The organism is Janthinobacterium sp. LS2A (assembly GCF_036543145.1).
GTDB lineage: Bacteria > Pseudomonadota > Gammaproteobacteria > Burkholderiales > Burkholderiaceae_D > Janthinobacterium > Janthinobacterium aestuarii.
The window spans coordinates 169473-187004 of the sequence record NZ_JAZHPB010000009.1 but is presented as its reverse complement, the minus strand read 5'-3'; the positions used below and the strand labels follow the sequence as shown (position 1 = coordinate 187004).

The following is a 17532-nucleotide window of genomic DNA, read 5'->3' as shown; positions in this document are numbered from 1 at the left end:
GACATGATCGGTAATTACAATTATGGAACCGGCCGTCGCAAAAGTGCAGTGGCTCGGGTTTTTATCAAAGTTGGCACAGGCTTGATCGTTGTTAACGGCAAACCAGCAAACGAATACTTTTCGCGCGAAACGGGTCTGATGGTCATCCGTCAACCACTGGAACTGACCGGCAATGTCGAGCGTTTCGACATCAAAGTCAACGTCCATGGCGGCGGTGAGTCGGGCCAGGCTGGTGCAGTTCGTCACGGCATCACCCGCGCTCTGATCGACTACGATGCAGCGTTGAAACCGGAACTGGCGAAAGCCGGCTTCGTTACCCGCGATGCACGTGAAGTCGAGCGTAAAAAAGTTGGTCTGCGCAAAGCACGTCGCGCAAAGCAATTCTCGAAGCGTTAATTTCTACGCTACAGCACCTTCCGGGGTGCTGGTCGAAAAGCCGCTGGACTTCGGTCCCGCGGCTTTTTTGCATTTCAGCGTGACTCGGCGTTGCGCTGTAAAATACGCGGAAAACCCGCAGGGGTAGCGTTTCCCCTCATCTTTATGCAATCTATACACAAGGAAAGAACATGATCAAAGTTGGCATCGTCGGCGGCACTGGATACACGGGCGTGGAATTGCTGCGCTTGCTCGCTACCCATCCAGATGTCGAGTTGACGGCGATTACCTCGCGCAAGGAAGATGGCTTGCCCGTTGCTGACATGTATCCTTCCCTGCGCGGCCATGTCAAACTGGCGTTTTCCTCGCCGGACAAGGCGAACCTGGAACAGTGCGACGTGGTCTTCTTTGCGACCCCGCATGGCGTTGCCATGGCGCAAGCACCAGCCCTGCTGGCCGCCGGCGTGAAAGTCATCGACCTGGCCGCCGACTTCCGCCTGAAAGACCAGGCCAAGTTCGAGCAGTGGTACAAGATTCCCCACACGGCCCCTGAGTTGATCGAGCAGGCCGTGTACGGCTTGCCGGAACTGAATCGTGAAGACATCAAGCAAGCCACGCTGATCGCCAACCCCGGTTGCTATCCGACCACCATGCAGCTGGGCTTTTACCCGCTGCTGAAAGCTGGCATGGTCAACGCGGGCGGCTTGATCGCCGACTGCAAGTCGGGCGTGTCCGGCGCTGGCCGCAAGGCGGAGATCGGCATCCTGTTCTCGGAAAGCAGCGACAGCTTCAAAGCCTACGGCGTGGCCGGCCACCGCCACCTGCCGGAAACGACGGCGCAACTGCAGCGTTTCACGGACGAGAAAGTGGCGCTGACCTTCACGCCGCACCTGGTGCCGATGATCCGCGGCATGCATTCGACCCTGTACGCGCAGCTGAACAAGGATGTCAGCAATGAAGAGCTGCAATCCTTATTCGAAGAGCAATACAAGGACGAGCCTTTCGTCGACGTGATGCCATTCGGCTCGCACCCGGAAACCCGCTCCACGCGTGGCTCGAACATGCTGCGCCTGGCCTTGCACCGTCCCGAAGGCGGCAACACCGTCATCGTGCTGGTGGTGCAGGACAATCTGGTCAAGGGCGCGTCGGGCCAGGCCGTGCAATGCATGAACTTGATGTTTGGCTTGAAAGAAACGGCCGGTTTGCAACACATCGCCGTGATGCCGTAACGATCGGCGACTGGGCTTGCGCGGGTCCGGCGCCTTTTTGCCGGACCTGTGATAAATTGGACTGCCACCTACCCCGACAGGATGACGTTCATGTTCGAGCGCAACGCGAAAAATCCCATCGACACCTTGATCGGCGCTTCCACGCGGATCGAGGGCGACTTGCTGTTTTGCGGCGGCTTGCGCATCGATGGCCATGTGCGCGGCAACGTCACGGGTGAGCCGGGCGAGCCCACATATATAGTGCTGGGCGAAGCGGGCCGCATCGATGGCGAAGTGCGCTGCTCGAGCCTGGTCGTCAGCGGCGAGATCAATGGCCCCGTGTATGTGTCTGAAATGCTTGAAATCCAGCCAAAAGCCCGCATTGTAGGAGAGGTCTATTACAAGGTGCTGGAAATGCACAGCGGTGCATTGGTGCAAGGCAAGCTCAGTCGGCACGACAGCGCCGACCCCGTGCTGCACCTGGCCGTGTCGGAAATGTGAGCAGGAACAACACCGTCCAGCCGCATCAGCGGCGGCCGCAGCGCGACTTGCGCCAACAGTCTATAATGACTTAATGTTTTCTAGTAGGAGTGCCTGATATGAATGCCGTCGCTGAAATGCAAGATGTGATCCCTTCCCCTATTATCTTTACCGATAGCGCCGCTGAAAAAGTCGCGCAGCTGATCGAAGAAGAAGGCAATCCCGACCTGAAATTGCGCGTCTTCGTGCAGGGCGGCGGCTGCTCCGGTTTCCAGTATGGCTTCACCTTCGACGAAATCGTCAACGAAGATGACACCACCATGGTCAAGAACGGCGTCCAGCTGTTGATCGATTCCATGAGCTACCAGTACTTGGTCGGCGCGGAAATCGACTACAAGGATGACCTGGAAGGCGCACAGTTCGTGATCAAGAATCCTACCGCTACTTCTACCTGCGGTTGCGGTTCATCGTTCTCGGTATAAAGTAGTTTTATCGGAATGTAAAAATAGCGGATCATCGATCCGCTATTTGTGTTTCTGCGCCCGCTTAGCTCGGATATAAGGCGCCCAGTACCCTCAGCCCCTGCGCTCCTGTTACGGCCGGCAAGTTGCCCGGCTTGCGCTGCGTAAAGCGCCAAGCCAGCCACGCAAAGGCCAGCGCCTCGACCTGGCTGGGCGCCACGCCCAGCGCTTCTGACGATTCCACTGCCATGCCCGGCAATGCACGGGCCAGCGCCGCCATCAGGCTGGCGTTCTGCGCGCCACCGCCACACACGTATACCGTTTCCGCCTGCGCACCGTCGCGTAGGATGGCGTGCGCCAGGCTGGCGGCCGTCAGCTGTGTCAACGTCGCCTGCACGTCGGCAGGATTGGCTTGCGGGTAGTTGCTCAGCTTGTCCTGCAACCAGTCGGCATGGAACAGGTCGCGTCCCGTGCTTTTCGGCGCCGGCAAGTCAAAATACGGTTCATTGAGCAAGTCTGCCAGCAAGCCGGGGATGACCTGGCCCGTGGCGGCCCAGGCGCCGTTGGCGTCGTAGGGCTGGCCCAGGTGCTGCAGGACCCAGCCATCCATCAGCGCATTGCCAGGGCCCGTGTCGTAGCCCGTCACCGTGCCGTCCGCGTGCAGCACGCTGATATTGCTGATGCCGCCGATATTGGCCAGCACGCGCGTCTGGCCGGGCACATTGAAAATCGCCTGGTGAAAGGCTGGCACCAGGGGCGCGCCCTGGCCGCCGGCCGCCACGTCGCGGCTGCGCAAGTCGGCGATGACGTCGATACCCGTCAGTTCGGCCAGCAGGGCGGGGTTGTTCAATTGGCGCGTAAAACCCAGCTCGGGGCGGTGGCGGATGGTCTGGCCATGCGCGCCGATGGCGGTGACGGCATCCGGGCCGATGCCCGCGTTGCTCAGGAGCTGGGCGACGCAGTCGGCGTAATGGCGCACGAGCTGGTTTGCCGCCAGCGCTTCGCGTTCGATTTCATTCTGGCCGGCACTTTGTAGCGCCATCAGATCGTCGCGCAGGCTGGCGGGGAAGGGAATGTAGGCATCGCCGAGGCTGCGTGTGCCGCCATCATCGGAAAAGTCGACCAGCGCGCCGTCAACGCCGTCCAGGCTGGTGCCAGACATCAGACCGATATACAGCATGGGTATTCCTTGAGTGCGTAAGTGATGGGGTGCATTGTGCCGCATTTTCCTGTTCAAAAAATAAAGGCACCGGCCATCTGCATGGGCGGTGCCTTTATATATTGCCCGAAGGCAGTGTTGCTTAGCGCGAAGCCAGTGCCGTGTCGTTCGGACGCAGCAGGGTGAAGCGGTGCATCATGTCAGCCGACACCATGCGGAAGCGGCTCAGCTCGGCGGCCGTCAATGGCGCCTGGGCTTGTACGTTCAGCTTGCTTGGATCTTGTGCCACGCCGCCGACGCGGAATTCATAGTGCAAATGCGCGCCCGTGGACCAGCCGGTGGTGCCGACGTAGCCGATCACATCGCCCTGGCTGACTTTTTGACCTTTTTTCAGGCCCGAAGCGAAGCGGCTCATGTGGGCGTAGGCGGTACTGTAGTTGGCCCAGTGTTTCAGGACAACAACATTGCCATAGCCGTTTTGGCTGCCGACGGAGTCGACCACGCCATCGCCCGAAGCGCGGATAGGCGTACCCGTTGCTGCAGCGAAATCGATGCCCTTGTGCGCTTTCCAGTTGCCGGAAATCGGGTGCACGCGCATGGAGAAGCCGGACGAGATACGGGAGAATTCGAGGGGGGATTTCAGGAAGGCTTTTTTGAGGGACTTGCCGTCGAAGCTGTAGTAACCGCCGCCTTGCTTGCTGGCTGGGTCTTCGAACCAAACGGACTGGTAAGTCGTGCCGCGGTTGGTGAATTCACCGGCCAGGATGCGGCCCGCTCGGACAAATTCGCCATCTTGCCAGAATGTCTCGTAGACAACATTGAACGAGTCGCCGCGTTTCAGGTCGGAGCGGAAGTCGATATTGGTGGAGAACATTTCCACGATTTGCGCGGAAATCGAGTCTGGCAGGCGGGTGCCGTCCAGGCTGGAATCGGTAGCGGCAAACAGGGTGGAGGTAATCTTGCGCGCGTGCATTTCAACGCGGCGTTCCAGCTGGGCTGCCACTTCCGTAGCCACGAACTTGTCGCCCTTGCGGGTGATCAGGATGTTCTTGACCGATTTGTCCGTGCCGTCGACGAGGGTGGCGCGCATCCAGTTGAGGTCGCCGTTTTCGGTCGTTTGCGCTTGCACGCGCTTGCCCGATTTCAGCAACATCACGCCGCGCGCGATCTTGTCGGTTTTAATGAAATTGGCGGCCGCCTGATCATCCACGCCGAGACGGGTCAGCAGAGTGGCGAGGGTATCGCCAGCGCGGACTTTTTCTTCGTGGGTGAAATTCTGGTCTACCTGTTCCATCGCGGAAATTTGCGAGGCGAGATCAGGCATTTCCAGGTTTTGGGCGATGGACGTGACCGGCAAGTCCGATGCGTCGGGCGCCATGGGCGACACAGCGACCGCGCCGAAGGCGGCCACGGCGAGCAGCACCGCGGACGCACCAATAATGCGTGCCTTGCGGGTCGTCGTCAGCTGTGTGTACAAGCGTGAGCCTGTGATTTTATGTATAGGGTTCATGCAATCAGTTAAAATTTGCCCTTGAACGTGACCTGAGCTAGCGCTCTTTGTTATTGTTATTTTGATTCGTTTTCATACGGCAAGATTGATGGGATCGAGCATTATAACAAACTCCGCAAACCTACTACCATTTTGAGATCTACAGTCAAATTTTATGGAAATCAACACCACCGCATCGCCTACAAAGGCTAACGCCGCTCAGACCGCGCTTCCGCTGTCTGACAGAGTACAAGAAGCCCTCGCGATTACCAAGCGTGGCGTCGACGAACTATTGATCGAAAGCGAATTTGCGCAAAAATTAGCACGCTCCGAGAAAACCGGTGTTCCGCTGCGCATCAAACTGGGCCTGGACCCGACCGCACCCGACTTGCATCTGGGCCACACTGTCGTCCTGAACAAGATGCGCCAGCTGCAAAACCTCGGCCATCAAGTCATTTTCCTCATTGGCGACTTCACGTCCATGATCGGCGACCCTTCGGGCCGCAACGTCACGCGCCCGCCGCTGACCAAGGAACAGATCGAGATTAACGCGATGACGTATTTCGCGCAAGCATCTTTAGTGTTGGACGCCAGCAAGACTGAAATCCGCTATAACTCCGAATGGTGCGATCCGCTGGGCGCGCGCGGCATCATCCAGCTCGCTTCCCACTACACGGTGGCGCGCATGATCGAGCGCGACGATTTCACCAAGCGCTTCCAGGGCGGCATTCCTATTTCCGTCCATGAATTCCTGTACCCGCTGATGCAAGGCTACGACTCGGTGGCCCTGAAATCGGACCTGGAACTGGGCGGCACGGACCAGAAGTTCAACCTGCTGGTGGGCCGCGAACTGCAAAAGCAGTACGGACAGGAGCAGCAGTGTATTTTGACCATGCCGCTGCTGGAAGGTTTGGACGGCGTGGAAAAAATGTCCAAGTCGAAGAATAACTACATCGGCATCACGGAACCGGGCAACACCATGTTCGCCAAGCTGATGAGCATTTCCGACGTCATGATGTGGCGCTACTACGAGCTGCTGTCGTGGCGCTCGATCGCCGAACTGGCCCAGCTGAAGCGCGAAGTCGAGGAAGGCCGCAACCCGCGTGACGCCAAGGTTGCGCTGGCGCAAGAGATCGTCGCCCGCTTCCACTCGCAGCAGGCGGCCGAAGATGCGCTGGCCGACTTCGTCAACCGCTCGAAGGGCGGCATCCCCGACGATATCCCGGAAGTGAGCCTCGCTGGCGCACCGCTGGGCATCCCGCAATTGCTCAAGCAAGCCGGTCTGTGCCCATCCACGTCGGAAGCCATGCGCAAGATCGACCAGGGCGGCGTGCGCATCGACGGCACCGTCATCAGCGACAAGGGCTTGCAAGTGGAAGCCGGTCAGTTCGTGTTGCAAGTTGGCAAGCGCAGCTTTGCGCGCGTCACCTTGACGGCATGATCGCGCTGCTGCAAAGAGTCACGCAGGCGAAGGTGGATGTCGATGGCGCCACCATCGGCGCCATCGACGCCGGGCTGATGGTGCTCGTGTGCGCCGAGCGGGGGGATACGGAGAAGGAAGCGGACGCCCTGCTGACAAAACTGCTCGGCTACCGCGTGTTTGCCGACGAGGCGGGCAAGATGAACCGCAGCGTGACGGACGTGGCCGGCGGCTTGCTGCTGGTGCCGCAGTTTACGCTGGCGGCCGACACCAAGTCCGGCACGCGCCCGTCGTTTACGCCGGCCGCCGCGCCGCAGGACGGCTTGCGCCTGTTCACGCATTTCGTGGACCAGGCGCGCAGCCGCCATGCAGGCGTGCAAACGGGGCAGTTCGGTGCCGACATGCAGGTGTCGCTCACCAATGACGGCCCCGTCACGTTCTGGCTACAAGTGAACGCAAAGCAATAACTATAAAGAGGAGCAAGCGATGAAATTGTGGAGCGAGACGTTTCGTGATGGAGGCCTGATGCCGGCCGACTATGCTTTTGCCGAGATCGATCCGGCCAGCCGCGTGCGCCTCGCCGGCAACCGCAATCCCCATCTGGCCTGGGACGACGTGCCCAACGGCACCGAGTCGCTGGCCCTGTTCTGCATCGACCCCGATGCGCCGCAAGATGCCAGCCTGGCCAACCGCGATGACCAGGCCCTGTCGCTGACGGCGCTGCGCGGCGACTTTTATCACTGGAGCTTGCTCGACTTGCCTCCGGCCATGCGGGTTATTGCCGCCGGAGAATTTTCCAGCGGCATCACTCCCCGTGGCAAGGCGGCAGGTCCCGGGTTGCGCCAGGGCATCAACGATTACACGGGCTGGTTTGCCGGCGATGCCGCCATGGCCGGCGATTACTACGGCTATGATGGTCCGTGCCCGCCGTGGAATGACGAGCGCATCCACCACTATATTTTCCGCCTGTACGCGCTCGACGTGCCGCAACTGGCTTTGCCCGAGCGTTTCACGGGGCAGCAAGCCCATGCCGCCCTGTACGGCCACATCCTCGATGAAGCCCAGCTCGTCGTCGCCTATTCGCTCAATCCCGAGTTGGCACTTACTCTGAAGAAATAACGCATGAGCACCACGATTTTATTGATACGCCATGGCGAGACGGCCTGGAATGCGGGCCGTCGCCTGCAGGGCCATATCGACATCGCCTTGAACGAGGCGGGCCTGGCGCAAGCGGTCGCGCTGGGGCAGGCGCTGGCGGACGAACCGCTGGCCGCCATCATCGCCAGCGACCTGCAGCGCGCGCGGCAGACGGCGCAAGCCGTGGCCGACGTGAACAAGCTGCCAGTGCAGATTGACCCCTTGCTGCGCGAGCGCTGCTATGGCGCTTTCGAAGGCTTGCTGTATGCGGACATCGCCGCGCGCTATCCGCACGAGTATGCGCAATGGCAATCGCGCCAGATCGACGCCGTGATGCCGTCGGGCGAGCGCCAGGCCGAAAGTTTCCGCCAGTTCTATGCGCGCGCAAACGGCGCCATCGCCCGCTGGGCCGAGCAATATGACGGCCAGACGATTGCCATCGTGGCCCACGGCGGCGTGCTCGAGTGCGCTTACCGCGAGGCGGTCGGCATGACGCTCGACAGTCCGCGCGACTTCCAGGTCAAAAATGCCAGCGTCAACCGGTTTTCTTACGCCGACGGCAAGCTGCATTTAGTGCACTGGGGAAATATCGAGCACCTGAGCGCACCCGCGATGGACGAGCTGGGCTAAGCGGCCCCATCCTCACTCTGACGCACTGAGCTAAAAAATAGTGCTTATTAAATAGGCAGGGAATCGGTTAAAATAGCAGGTTCCTCCGTCCATTCCAGGTTCCTCAGTGCAAATCGGCCCTCACATTCTGCGCAACAACGTTTTCGTCGCTCCCATGGCGGGCGTGACGGATCGGCCTTTCCGCCAGTTGTGCAAGCAGTTGGGTGCCGGCTACGCCGTGTCGGAGATGGCGGCGTCGAATCCGCGCCTGTGGGCGACGGAAAAAAGCGCGCGGCGCACGGACCACGAAGGCGAAATGGAGCCGAAAGCCGTGCAGATCGCCGGCGCCGATCCGCAAGACCTGGCCGATTGCGCCAAGTTCAACGTGGACCGGGGCGCGCAGATCATCGACATCAACATGGGTTGCCCTGTGAAAAAGGTGTGCAACAGCTGGTGCGGTTCGGCCCTGTTGCAAGATGAAAGCCTGGTCGAAAAGATATTGCACGCCGTCGTCAACGCCGTCGACGTGCCCGTCACCCTGAAATTTCGCACGGGCTGGAACCGTTCCAACAAGAATGCCCTGACCATCGCCCGCATCGCCGAGCAAGCCGGCATCCAGATGTTGACCTTGCACGGACGCACGCGTGCCGATGGCTACAAGGGCGATGCCGAATATGAAACCATTGCCGCCGTGAAAGCATCAGTGGGCATCCCCGTGGTGGCCAATGGCGACATTACCAGTCCGGAAAAGGCCCGCTTTGTGCTCGATCAAACGGGCGCCGATGCCGTCATGATCGGCCGCGCGGCGCAGGGGCGGCCGTGGATTTGCCGCGAGATCGACCATTTTTTGCGCACGGGCACCTTGCTGCCGGCGCCGTACGTGGATGAAGTGCGCACGCTGATGGACGAGCATTTGCGCGCCCATTACGCGTTTTACGGTGAATTTCTCGGCGTGCGCACGGCGCGCAAGCACATCGGCTGGTACGTCAAGGATCTGGAGGGCGGCGAAGCGTTCCGCCAGCAAATGAACTTGCTGGAATCGACGGATGCGCAATTGCTGGCCGTTGATCAATTTTTTGAGTCGCAATGGAAATTTGGCGAACGGTTACAATACCGCCTCTCCGAATCCAGTGAAAGTGGCCTGATAGAAGCGGCCACGGCAGCATGAGCAGATAGCAAGGTAGTGGCATAAGTTATAAGCAATAGTGATCAGTACGAGTGATAAGAAGTACAAGGGCGAGCGCCTATACAGAGCGTCATGCAATATTAATTACAACACCGAGGCAAGAGGGCAGCACGCGGACCGCATGAGCGACGCGGCGCCGGATGGCCAGGTGTTCAGCCGGTTGAAGCATACAAATGAGCAAAGAAAGCATTCAGGAAGTCGTACAGAAAAGTCTAGAAGATTACTTCAATGACCTGGGCGAACAGCAAGCATCGAATATCTACGACATGGTCGTGTTGACCGTCGAAAAGCCCATCCTGGAAGTCGTGATGACACGCGCCGATGGCAACCAGTCGCACGCCGCGCAGATGCTGGGCATCAACCGCAATACCCTGCGAAAGAAATTGCAGGAGCACGGTTTGCTGTAATGCCGGCATGCAAGTGACGCCAAGATTTGAATCCGCCGCAGCGGGCCCAGCTTCATAGCTGACCGCTGCGCCATTCGCCAAGAACACTTAACCACCTAGCCACAGCCATGATCAAACAAGCTCTCCTCTCCGTTTCCGACAAGACCGGCGTTCTCGAATTCGCCCGCGCCCTGTCCGCCCTCGGCGTCAACCTCCTGTCCACGGGCGGCACCGCCAAACTGCTGGCAGACAACGGTGTTCCTGTCACGGAAGTGGCCGATTACACGGGTTTCCCGGAGATGCTCGATGGCCGTGTGAAAACCCTGCACCCGAAAGTGCACGGCGGTATCCTGGCGCGCCGTGATTTCCCTGAGCATATGTCGAAACTGGTCGAGCACGACATGCCGACTATCGACATGGTGGTGGTCAACCTGTACCCGTTCCAAGGCACGGTCGCCAAGGCTGATTGCACCCTGGAAGACGCGATCGAAAACATCGATATCGGCGGCCCGACCATGCTGCGTTCGGCGGCCAAGAACCACAAGGACGTGGTTGTCATCTGCGACCCGACCGACTACGACGTGGTACTGGCGGAAATGCGTGCGGCCGATGGCAAGGCAGGCGACGTCAGCTACGACACCAAATTCATGCTGGCGAAAAAAGTCTTTGCGCACACGGCGCAATACGATGGCGCCATCACCAACTACCTGACGAGCCTGGGCCCGACGAAAGTGCACGCCGAGCGCGGCACCTATCCGCAAATCCTGAACGTGGCCTTTGAAAAAGTGCAAGACATGCGCTACGGTGAAAACCCGCACCAGAGCGCCGCCTTCTACCGCGACCTCGTCACCACCGACGGCGCGCTGGCCAACTACCGCCAGCTGCAAGGCAAGGAATTGTCGTACAACAACATCGCCGACGCTGATGCTGCCTGGGAATGCGTGAAGAGCATGGGCGGCTTCGAGCAAAGCGCCGCGTGCGTCATCGTCAAGCACGCGAACCCATGCGGCGTGGCCCTGGGCAAGAATGCGGCGGAAGCGTATGCGCGCGCCCTGCAGACGGACCCGACCTCGGCATTCGGCGGCATCATCGCCTTCAACACGGAACTCGACGGCGCCACCGCCGGCGAAATCGCCAAGCTGTTCGTCGAAGTGCTGATCGCCCCGTCGTTCTCCGCCGAAGCGAAACAGATTCTGTCGAGCAAGCAAAACGTGCGCATGCTGGAAATCCCGCTGGGCAGCGGCGTGCACGCCATGGACTTCAAGCGCGTCGGTGGCGGTCTGCTGGTGCAATCGCCTGACGCTAAAAACGTCGGCATCGGCGACTTGCGCGTGGTCAGCAAGCTGCAGCCAACGCCGCAGCAACTGGCCGACCTGATGTTCGCCTGGAAAGTGGCGAAATTCGTCAAGTCGAACGCCATCGTCTTCTGCGGCAATAACATGACCCTGGGCGTGGGCGCTGGCCAGATGAGCCGTATCGATTCGGCCCGCATCGCTTCCATCAAGGCGCAAAACGCGGGCCTGTCGCTGACGGGCTCCGTCGTGGCGTCGGACGCCTTCTTCCCGTTCCGCGACGGCCTCGACGTCGTCGTCGACGCGGGCGCGACCTGCGTCATCCACCCGGGCGGCTCGATGCGCGACCAGGAAGTGATCGATGCGGCGGACGAGCGCGGCGTGGTCATGCTGTACACGGGCACGCGTCACTTCCGTCATTGATATCGATAGAGAGAGTAGGTCGGATTAGCGGGGCCGAAGGCCGCGCGTAATCCGACAAGCGCAGTTGGCAACGCATGTCGGATTACGCGTACCGCTAATCCGACCTACAGCTACTCGATAAAGTACTCAGCGGCAGGCACCGGTTATTCACCGGTGCCTGCCGTATTCATTATAGAATCTGGCGATGATTATTCTTGGCATCGATCCTGGCCTGCGCACGACCGGCTTTGGGGTCATTGAAAAACACGGCAACAAGCTGCGCTATATCGCGTCGGGGACCGTCAAGACGGGTTCCGAAGGGGAATTACCGCCGCGCCTGAAGGTCATCCTGCGGGGCGTGAGCGAGATCGTCGGCACCTACCAGCCCGATTGCGCGGCCATCGAAAAAGTGTTTGTCAACGTCAATCCCCAATCGACCTTGCTGCTGGGCCAGGCGCGCGGCGCGGCCATTTGCGCGCTCGTCCATGCCGATTTGTCGGTGGCCGAATACACGGCGCTGCAAGTGAAACAGGCTGTCACGGGCCACGGCAAGGCGGCCAAGGAGCAGGTACAGGAAATGGTGTCGCGGCTGCTGTCCTTGCCCGGCTTGCCCGGCACGGATGCGGCCGATGCCCTGGGCGTGGCCATTTGCCATGCCAACAGCATCGACGCGCTGGCCATGATCGGCGCGCTGGCGCCCCAGCTACAGGGCTTGCGTATGAAGCGCGGCCGTTTAGTAGGGTAGGCGCATGGCCCTCATATCAATAGAAACAACGATACACAACATTAGGAACACGCGATGATAGGCCGTCTCTCCGGTATTTTGCTTGAAAAGAATCCGCCACAATTGCTGGTCGATTGCCAGGGCGTCGGCTATGAAGTCGACGTGCCGATGAGCACCTTTTACAACTTGCCCCACGTGGGCGAAAAAGTCGTGCTGTTTACGCACCAGGCCATCCGCGAAGACGCGCATTTGCTGTTTGGCTTCGGCAATGCGGCCGAGCGCGCCGTGTTCCGCCAGTTGATCAAGATCACGGGCGTGGGCGCGCGCATGGCGCTGTCGATTCTTTCCGGTATGACGATTGCCGATCTGGCGCAGGCGATTACCCTGCAGGATTCCGGCCGCCTGGTGAAAGTGCCGGGCATCGGCAAGAAGACGGCCGAGCGCCTGTTGCTGGAATTGAAGGGCAAGCTGGGTGCCGATATCGGCGCCGGCGGCGCGCATGCGGCGCCCGACGCGCAATCGGATATCCTCAACGCGCTGGTCGCGCTCGGTTATTCGGACAAGGAAGCGCTGGCCGCCGTGAAGAACGTGCCGGCTGGTACCGGTGTGTCAGACGGCATCAAACTGGCGCTGAAAGCGCTGTCGAAAGGCTGATAGGGCATGAGCATCCAGACCGACAGCTTCACGGAACAGCGCATCATCGACGCGGCGCCCATCTCGCACAACGAAGAGGCGATCGAACGGGCCTTGCGTCCCAAGCAGCTCGACGAGTATGTAGGGCAGGAAAAGATCCGCGACCAGCTGGAAATCTTCATCACGGCCGCGCGCCAGCGCAAGGAAGCGCTCGATCACACCTTGCTGTTCGGCCCGCCGGGCCTGGGCAAGACCACCCTGGCGCACATCATCGCGCGCGAAATGGGCGTCAATTTGCGCCAGACCTCGGGCCCCGTGCTCGAGCGCCCGGGCGACCTGGCGGCGATTTTGACGAACCTGGAAGCGAACGACGTCCTGTTCATCGATGAAATCCACCGGTTGTCGCCGGTCGTTGAGGAAATTTTATATCCGGCGCTCGAGGATTATCAAATCGATATCATGATCGGCGAAGGCCCGGCCGCCCGTTCCGTGAAGCTCGATCTGCAACCGTTTACCCTGGTCGGCGCCACCACGCGCGCCGGCATGCTGACCAATCCGCTGCGCGACCGCTTCGGCATCGTCGCGCGCCTGGAGTTCTACAACACGGGCGAATTGACGAAGATCGTCACGCGCAGCGCCGCCTTGCTGAAAGCCCCGATCGACCCGGAAGGCGCGCACGAAATCGCCCAGCGCGCCCGCGGCACGCCCCGCATCGCCAACCGTCTGTTGCGCCGCGTGCGCGATTTCGCGGAAGTCAAAAGCAATGGAGAGATCACCAAGGTGGTGGCCGACCGCGCGCTGGCCATGCTTGACGTCGATTCCGCCGGCTTCGACGTGATGGACCGCAAGCTGCTCGAAGCCGTGCTGTTCAAGTTCGGCGGCGGCCCCGTCGGCATCGGCAACCTGGCGGCGGCCATCGGCGAAGCGGCCGATACCATCGAAGACGTGCTGGAACCGTATCTGATACAGCAAGGTTTCCTGCAGCGCACACCCCGTGGCCGTGTCGCTACACCGGCTGCCTATTTGCACTTCGGCGTCAGCGCGCCGCGCATGGGCCCGGGCGGCGAAGCGTGGGAACTGTGATGGCGCAAGAGGGTATGCCAGGCATGCAAATCTGGATCGACGCGGATGCCTGTCCCGTCGTCATCAAGGAAATTTTGTACCGTGTGGCCGACCGCCTGGAGCTGCCGCTCATCCTGGTCGCTAACCAGGGCTTGCGCGTGCCGCCCTCGCGTTTCATCCGCACCGTGCAAGTGCCGTCCGGCGCCGACGTGGCCGACCAGGAAATCGTGCGTTTGTTGAATCCCGGCGACCTCGTCATCACGGGCGACATCCCGCTGGCGGCCGACGTCCTGACCAAGGGCGGTTTCGCGCTGAACCCGCGCGGCGAGTTCTACACGAAGGATAATATCGCCCAGCAACTGACGATGCGCGCCTTCATGGAAGAATTGCGCAGTGGCGGCGTGGACACGGGCGGCCCGGCCGCCTTCAGCCAGTCCGACCGACAACAGTTCGCCAATAGTCTGGACCGGCATTTGAGCAAGCATCACCGCAAGCCGGCCCCGGCGCAGTAATTCGCGGACGAAAAAAAACCGGCGCAAGCCGGTTTTTTACGTGCATGTAACTTAGCGTGCAACTTTGCGCGTGCCCACCACTTCCACCGTCACACGGCGGTTCTTGGCGCGCCCGGCGGCACTTGTGTTGTCGGCCACCGGCTGCGTTTCTCCCTTGCCTTCCGTGTAGACACGGTTCGTTTCCACGCCTTGCGCCACCAGATAGGCCTTGACGGCTTCGGCGCGGCGTTGCGACAGTTTCTGGTTGTAGGCGTCAGGGCCGACGGCATCCGTATGGCCGACCGTGACGATCACTTCCAAGTCCATGCCCGTCAATTGGCCGAGCAGCTGGTCCAGCGCGGCCTTGCCTTGCGGCTTGAGCGCCGATTGATCGAAATCAAACAACGCTTCCGAGGCAAACGACACTTTTTCCGACACGGGCGCTGGCGCCGGTGCGGCCACGATGACGGGGGCCGGCATCGCGACGGCCGGGGCGACTTCTGGCGCCGGCTGGTAGGCGGGCGTGGCGCTGGCCGGGCGGCCCAGTTTATACACGAGGCTGACGGAATACAGGTCCGCATCGCCACGGTTGCCGACGGCGTCGTTTAAGCGATAACGCTCGACTTCGCCGCGCAGGGCCAGCGCTTCGCTGAACTTGTATTCGAGGCCCAGGCCCATCTTGGCATTGAGCTTGCGCTCGCTGGCATGGGTATTGGTCGAACCCAGCAGACGGTTGCCGCTGAATTCCGTGTTGGTCTTGGTGTAGTGCATGCCGACACGGCCCAGCAAGGACAGGCGCTGCGACAGCGGCAGCTGGCCCAGCAAGTCCAGGTTCACGCCGCGAAAGGCCGCTTGCCCGTTCAGTACGCCGTTGCCGCTGGTGGTCGACTTGAAATCGAACTTGCCCAGGTCAAAGTAACCGGCTTCCACGGCGACATACTGGTTCAGCTGGCGGCCGACAAACAGTTTATAGCCGGTGTCGCGCTGGTCCTTGCTGAAGCCGGTGACGCTTTCGCCGTTGGCGGCCAGGCTGGCGCGCAAGCGCGGCTCGTCGATGTTGGCGCGCGACTGGCCCACGCCCGCGCCGATGTACCAGGCGCTGTTGGCCCAGTCCGGGTTGATGAACGTATTGTCCTGCGCCTGCGCCGATTGTGCCGCCAGCAAGGCGCCGGTCATGACGCTCAGGGCGCCCAGTGTGTGTGCGATAGTCATGGTCATGTCCCGGTTATTTGGTGATCTGGTTGTTGCGCAGGGTAACGGCGGCGGCCGTCAGCACGCGGCCATTGAGCAGGTTCGTGTTGTCGCCCACCGTGATGGCGGCCGACTGGCCCAGGATATTGCCCTTGAAGACGCTGTTGGCGGCCAGGGTGGTCGGGCCGACGGGCAGCCAGCTGACGTTGTCGGCCGTGGCGCCATTGTTCAGGGCAACCACCGAGTTGACGGTCGAGTTCAAGGTCAGCGCCGTGCGGAAGATGTACACGCCGGGACCGTTCAGGGTCAAGGTACCCGTGATGCTGATGGCGCCCGCATAGCAATACACGCCGGGGCCGAAGGTCTGGCCGCCGAGGTCTATGCCGCCGGCAAAGCTGACGTCGCAAGTGCGGCTGTTGCCGTCCGTGATCGCCGTTTGCAAATCCGTCATCGCGCCGGCCAGGATGGCGCCCGACTTGTAGTTGGTAAAACCAGCTGCCTGGGTCGGATCGACCGTTTGCGAAGGCGAACCCACGTCGCCCGTGATCAGGGTCGTGCCGCCCGAATTGTTCGTGATCGAGGTGCCGGCCAGCACGCCGAACGATGCGGCGCGGCCCAGGATGATCGGATTGAGGACGGGCGGGATGGCGACGGCAGTTACGGTCAGCAGCGCGCTGCCCGACTGGCCGCCGGCCGTGGCCGTGATGCTGCTGGTGCCGGCGGCGATGCCGGTGGCGACGCCCGTGTTCAGCACGCTGGCATTGGCAACGGTGCCCGACGTCCAGGCGGCGCTGTTGGTGATGATGGCGTTCGAGCTGTCCGAGTACGTTGCGGTGGCAATGAATTGCTGCGTGGCACCGACAACGATGCTGGCGGTGGCCGGCGTGACGGCGATGCTGGCCAGGGTAATGGTCGGCACGGTGACGGTGGTGCTGGCCGTCTTGCCGTTGAAGCTGGCGTTCATGACGCTGGTACCAAAGGCAACGCCGGTGACGAGGCCACCGCTGGCGACAGTGGCCGAGGCTGGCGTGGCGGACACGAAGCTGCTACCGGAGGTGACGTCAGCGCTGCTGCCATCCGAATACGTGGCAAGGACGGCCAACTGGCGCGTCGCGGCGACGGGGATGATCGGGTTTTGCGGCGTGACGGCGATCGACAACAAGGTCGCTGGCGTGACGGTCAGCACGGTGCTGGCCGTGAGCGCGCCCGTGGTGGCCGTAATCTGCGTCGTGCCGGCAACCTTGCCCAGCGCCAGGCCGCCCGCGGCGATGCTGGCCGTGGCGGGATTGGCCGAGGCAAATGCCGACACGGCCGTGACGTCGCGCGTGGCGCCGTCGCTGAAGCTGCCCGTCACCGTGAATTGCTGCGTTGCTGCGATGGTGATCGATGGCGCGAGCGGCGTGATGGCAATTGCCGTCAAAGTGGCGGGCGAGACGGTCAACTGGGCCGCTGCGCTCTTGCCGCCAAATGCGGCGCTGATGCTGCTGCTGCCGGCAGCGATGCCGGTGCTCAAGCCTGTGGCGGCATTGACTGTCGCGCTGGCTGGCGTGGCCGACGTCCAGGCCGACCTGGCGCTGACATCTTGCGAGGAGCCGTCGCTATACGTGGCGATGGCCGTGAATTGCTGGCCCGCACCGATAGCGACCGTGGCCGTGGCTGGCGTGACGGCCAGGCTGGATAGGGTGGCAGCCGGCAAGCCGAGGATAGGATCGCGTCCCTGGTCGCCGCCGCCGCAGCCGGCCAGGGCGGTCATGGCCAGCAGGCCTGCCGAGACGATCAGCGGGTTCAGATATCGCTTGAAGAGATTCATAGTGTTCCTTTGTGCAT

General features: G+C 61.4%; 19 protein-coding genes. 15 read left to right on the top strand and 4 right to left on the bottom strand.

What is annotated here, in order from left to right; genetic code table 11:
• The first annotated feature begins 3 nt into the window (after positions 1–3).
• From rpsI to erpA, 4 genes are all read left to right on the top strand, one after another.
• Complete coding sequence (gene rpsI / locus V3C40_RS23430; RefSeq protein WP_010393285.1) at positions 4–396, top strand: 30S ribosomal protein S9; 393 nt, start codon at positions 4–6, stop codon at positions 394–396.
• Between the two features lie 170 nt (positions 397–566).
• Positions 567–1604 (top strand): N-acetyl-gamma-glutamyl-phosphate reductase, encoded by a 1038-nt coding sequence (argC, locus tag V3C40_RS23425; protein ID WP_331778660.1) that lies wholly within the window; start codon positions 567–569, stop codon positions 1602–1604.
• A gap of 90 nt (positions 1605–1694) precedes the next feature.
• Positions 1695–2084, top strand: coding sequence for a bactofilin family protein (locus V3C40_RS23420; protein ID WP_034749532.1), 390 nt, complete (start codon positions 1695–1697; stop codon positions 2082–2084).
• Between the two features lie 98 nt (positions 2085–2182).
• On the top strand, positions 2183–2545 hold the full coding sequence (gene erpA, locus V3C40_RS23415; RefSeq protein WP_029496047.1) for an iron-sulfur cluster insertion protein ErpA: 363 nt from the start codon (positions 2183–2185) through the stop codon (positions 2543–2545).
• Between the two features lie 64 nt (positions 2546–2609).
• Here the strand turns inward: erpA and V3C40_RS23410 are convergent, their stop codons facing one another.
• Both V3C40_RS23410 and V3C40_RS23405 read right to left on the bottom strand, forming a co-directional pair.
• On the bottom strand, positions 2610–3704 hold the full coding sequence (locus V3C40_RS23410) for an anhydro-N-acetylmuramic acid kinase (RefSeq protein WP_331778659.1): 1095 nt from the start codon (positions 3702–3704) through the stop codon (positions 2610–2612).
• A 121-nt stretch (positions 3705–3825) separates the two neighbouring features.
• Entirely contained in the window at positions 3826–5193 is a 1368-nt protein-coding gene (locus V3C40_RS23405) for a M23 family metallopeptidase (RefSeq protein WP_034749221.1), read from the bottom strand.
• Positions 5194–5347: 154 nt separating this feature from the next.
• Here V3C40_RS23405 and tyrS point away from each other — a divergent pair, with 154 nt between their 5' ends.
• The 11 genes from tyrS (at position 5348) to V3C40_RS23350 (ending at position 14535) form a co-directional block, all read left to right on the top strand.
• Positions 5348–6613, top strand: a complete 1266-nt coding sequence (gene tyrS, locus V3C40_RS23400) for a tyrosine--tRNA ligase (RefSeq protein ID WP_034749219.1) — start codon at positions 5348–5350, stop codon at positions 6611–6613.
• On the top strand, positions 6610–7059 hold the full coding sequence (dtd, locus tag V3C40_RS23395) for a D-aminoacyl-tRNA deacylase (RefSeq protein ID WP_070301632.1): 450 nt from the start codon (positions 6610–6612) through the stop codon (positions 7057–7059). Before tyrS ends, dtd begins: the two co-directional genes overlap by 4 nt.
• 19 nt (positions 7060–7078) lie before the next feature.
• Positions 7079–7711 (top strand): YbhB/YbcL family Raf kinase inhibitor-like protein, encoded by a 633-nt coding sequence (locus V3C40_RS23390; protein ID WP_070301633.1) that lies wholly within the window; start codon positions 7079–7081, stop codon positions 7709–7711.
• A 3-nt stretch (positions 7712–7714) separates the two neighbouring features.
• The gene (locus V3C40_RS23385) at positions 7715–8359 is read left to right on the top strand and encodes a histidine phosphatase family protein (protein ID WP_331778658.1); all 645 of its coding nucleotides are present in this window, start codon (positions 7715–7717) and stop codon (positions 8357–8359) included.
• Between the two features lie 106 nt (positions 8360–8465).
• Complete coding sequence (gene dusB / locus V3C40_RS23380) at positions 8466–9506, top strand: tRNA dihydrouridine synthase DusB (protein WP_072456748.1); 1041 nt, start codon at positions 8466–8468, stop codon at positions 9504–9506.
• Positions 9507–9697: 191 nt separating this feature from the next.
• The gene (locus V3C40_RS23375; RefSeq protein WP_008445162.1) at positions 9698–9931 is read left to right on the top strand and encodes a helix-turn-helix domain-containing protein; all 234 of its coding nucleotides are present in this window, start codon (positions 9698–9700) and stop codon (positions 9929–9931) included.
• Positions 9932–10038: 107 nt separating this feature from the next.
• Positions 10039–11625, top strand: coding sequence for a bifunctional phosphoribosylaminoimidazolecarboxamide formyltransferase/IMP cyclohydrolase (purH, locus tag V3C40_RS23370; RefSeq protein WP_070301635.1), 1587 nt, complete (start codon positions 10039–10041; stop codon positions 11623–11625).
• Between the two features lie 184 nt (positions 11626–11809).
• Positions 11810–12349 (top strand): crossover junction endodeoxyribonuclease RuvC, encoded by a 540-nt coding sequence (gene ruvC, locus V3C40_RS23365; protein WP_034749205.1) that lies wholly within the window; start codon positions 11810–11812, stop codon positions 12347–12349.
• A 54-nt stretch (positions 12350–12403) separates the two neighbouring features.
• Positions 12404–12982: a Holliday junction branch migration protein RuvA gene (gene ruvA / locus V3C40_RS23360; protein WP_034749203.1), complete on the top strand. Its 579-nt coding sequence runs from the start codon at positions 12404–12406 to the stop codon at positions 12980–12982.
• Positions 12983–12988: 6 nt separating this feature from the next.
• Positions 12989–14044 (top strand): Holliday junction branch migration DNA helicase RuvB, encoded by a 1056-nt coding sequence (gene ruvB, locus V3C40_RS23355; protein ID WP_034749202.1) that lies wholly within the window; start codon positions 12989–12991, stop codon positions 14042–14044.
• Positions 14045–14067: 23 nt separating this feature from the next.
• Positions 14068–14535, top strand: a complete 468-nt coding sequence (locus V3C40_RS23350; RefSeq protein ID WP_034749529.1) for a YaiI/YqxD family protein — start codon at positions 14068–14070, stop codon at positions 14533–14535.
• 51 nt (positions 14536–14586) lie between these two features.
• Here the strand turns inward: V3C40_RS23350 and V3C40_RS23345 are convergent, their stop codons facing one another.
• Both V3C40_RS23345 and V3C40_RS23340 read right to left on the bottom strand, forming a co-directional pair.
• Entirely contained in the window at positions 14587–15726 is a 1140-nt protein-coding gene (locus tag V3C40_RS23345; protein ID WP_331778657.1) for an OmpA family protein, read from the bottom strand.
• Positions 15727–15739: 13 nt separating this feature from the next.
• Positions 15740–17515 (bottom strand): ice-binding family protein, encoded by a 1776-nt coding sequence (locus tag V3C40_RS23340; protein WP_331778656.1) that lies wholly within the window; start codon positions 17513–17515, stop codon positions 15740–15742.
• Between the last annotated feature and the right edge of the window lie 17 nt (positions 17516–17532).

What these genes read in the sequence shown, in the direction of transcription:
- rpsI (WP_010393285.1), top strand. Translation starts at nt 4, where the DNA reads ATGATCGGTAATTACAATTATGGAACCGGCCGTCGCAAAAGTGCAGTG.
- argC (WP_331778660.1), top strand. Translation starts at nt 567, where the DNA reads ATGATCAAAGTTGGCATCGTCGGCGGCACTGGATACACGGGCGTGGAA.
- V3C40_RS23420 (WP_034749532.1), top strand. Translation starts at nt 1,695, where the DNA reads ATGTTCGAGCGCAACGCGAAAAATCCCATCGACACCTTGATCGGCGCT.
- erpA (WP_029496047.1), top strand. Translation starts at nt 2,183, where the DNA reads ATGAATGCCGTCGCTGAAATGCAAGATGTGATCCCTTCCCCTATTATC.
- V3C40_RS23410 (WP_331778659.1), bottom strand. Translation starts at nt 3,704, where the DNA reads ATGCTGTATATCGGTCTGATGTCTGGCACCAGCCTGGACGGCGTTGAC.
- V3C40_RS23405 (WP_034749221.1), bottom strand. Translation starts at nt 5,193, where the DNA reads ATGAACCCTATACATAAAATCACAGGCTCACGCTTGTACACACAGCTG.
- tyrS (WP_034749219.1), top strand. Translation starts at nt 5,348, where the DNA reads ATGGAAATCAACACCACCGCATCGCCTACAAAGGCTAACGCCGCTCAG.
- dtd (WP_070301632.1), top strand. Translation starts at nt 6,610, where the DNA reads ATGATCGCGCTGCTGCAAAGAGTCACGCAGGCGAAGGTGGATGTCGAT.
- V3C40_RS23390 (WP_070301633.1), top strand. Translation starts at nt 7,079, where the DNA reads ATGAAATTGTGGAGCGAGACGTTTCGTGATGGAGGCCTGATGCCGGCC.
- V3C40_RS23385 (WP_331778658.1), top strand. Translation starts at nt 7,715, where the DNA reads ATGAGCACCACGATTTTATTGATACGCCATGGCGAGACGGCCTGGAAT.
- V3C40_RS23375 (WP_008445162.1), top strand. Translation starts at nt 9,698, where the DNA reads ATGAGCAAAGAAAGCATTCAGGAAGTCGTACAGAAAAGTCTAGAAGAT.
- purH (WP_070301635.1), top strand. Translation starts at nt 10,039, where the DNA reads ATGATCAAACAAGCTCTCCTCTCCGTTTCCGACAAGACCGGCGTTCTC.
- ruvC (WP_034749205.1), top strand. Translation starts at nt 11,810, where the DNA reads ATGATTATTCTTGGCATCGATCCTGGCCTGCGCACGACCGGCTTTGGG.
- ruvA (WP_034749203.1), top strand. Translation starts at nt 12,404, where the DNA reads ATGATAGGCCGTCTCTCCGGTATTTTGCTTGAAAAGAATCCGCCACAA.
- ruvB (WP_034749202.1), top strand. Translation starts at nt 12,989, where the DNA reads ATGAGCATCCAGACCGACAGCTTCACGGAACAGCGCATCATCGACGCG.
- V3C40_RS23350 (WP_034749529.1), top strand. Translation starts at nt 14,068, where the DNA reads ATGCAAATCTGGATCGACGCGGATGCCTGTCCCGTCGTCATCAAGGAA.
- V3C40_RS23345 (WP_331778657.1), bottom strand. Translation starts at nt 15,726, where the DNA reads ATGACTATCGCACACACACTGGGCGCCCTGAGCGTCATGACCGGCGCC.
- V3C40_RS23340 (WP_331778656.1), bottom strand. Translation starts at nt 17,515, where the DNA reads ATGAATCTCTTCAAGCGATATCTGAACCCGCTGATCGTCTCGGCAGGC.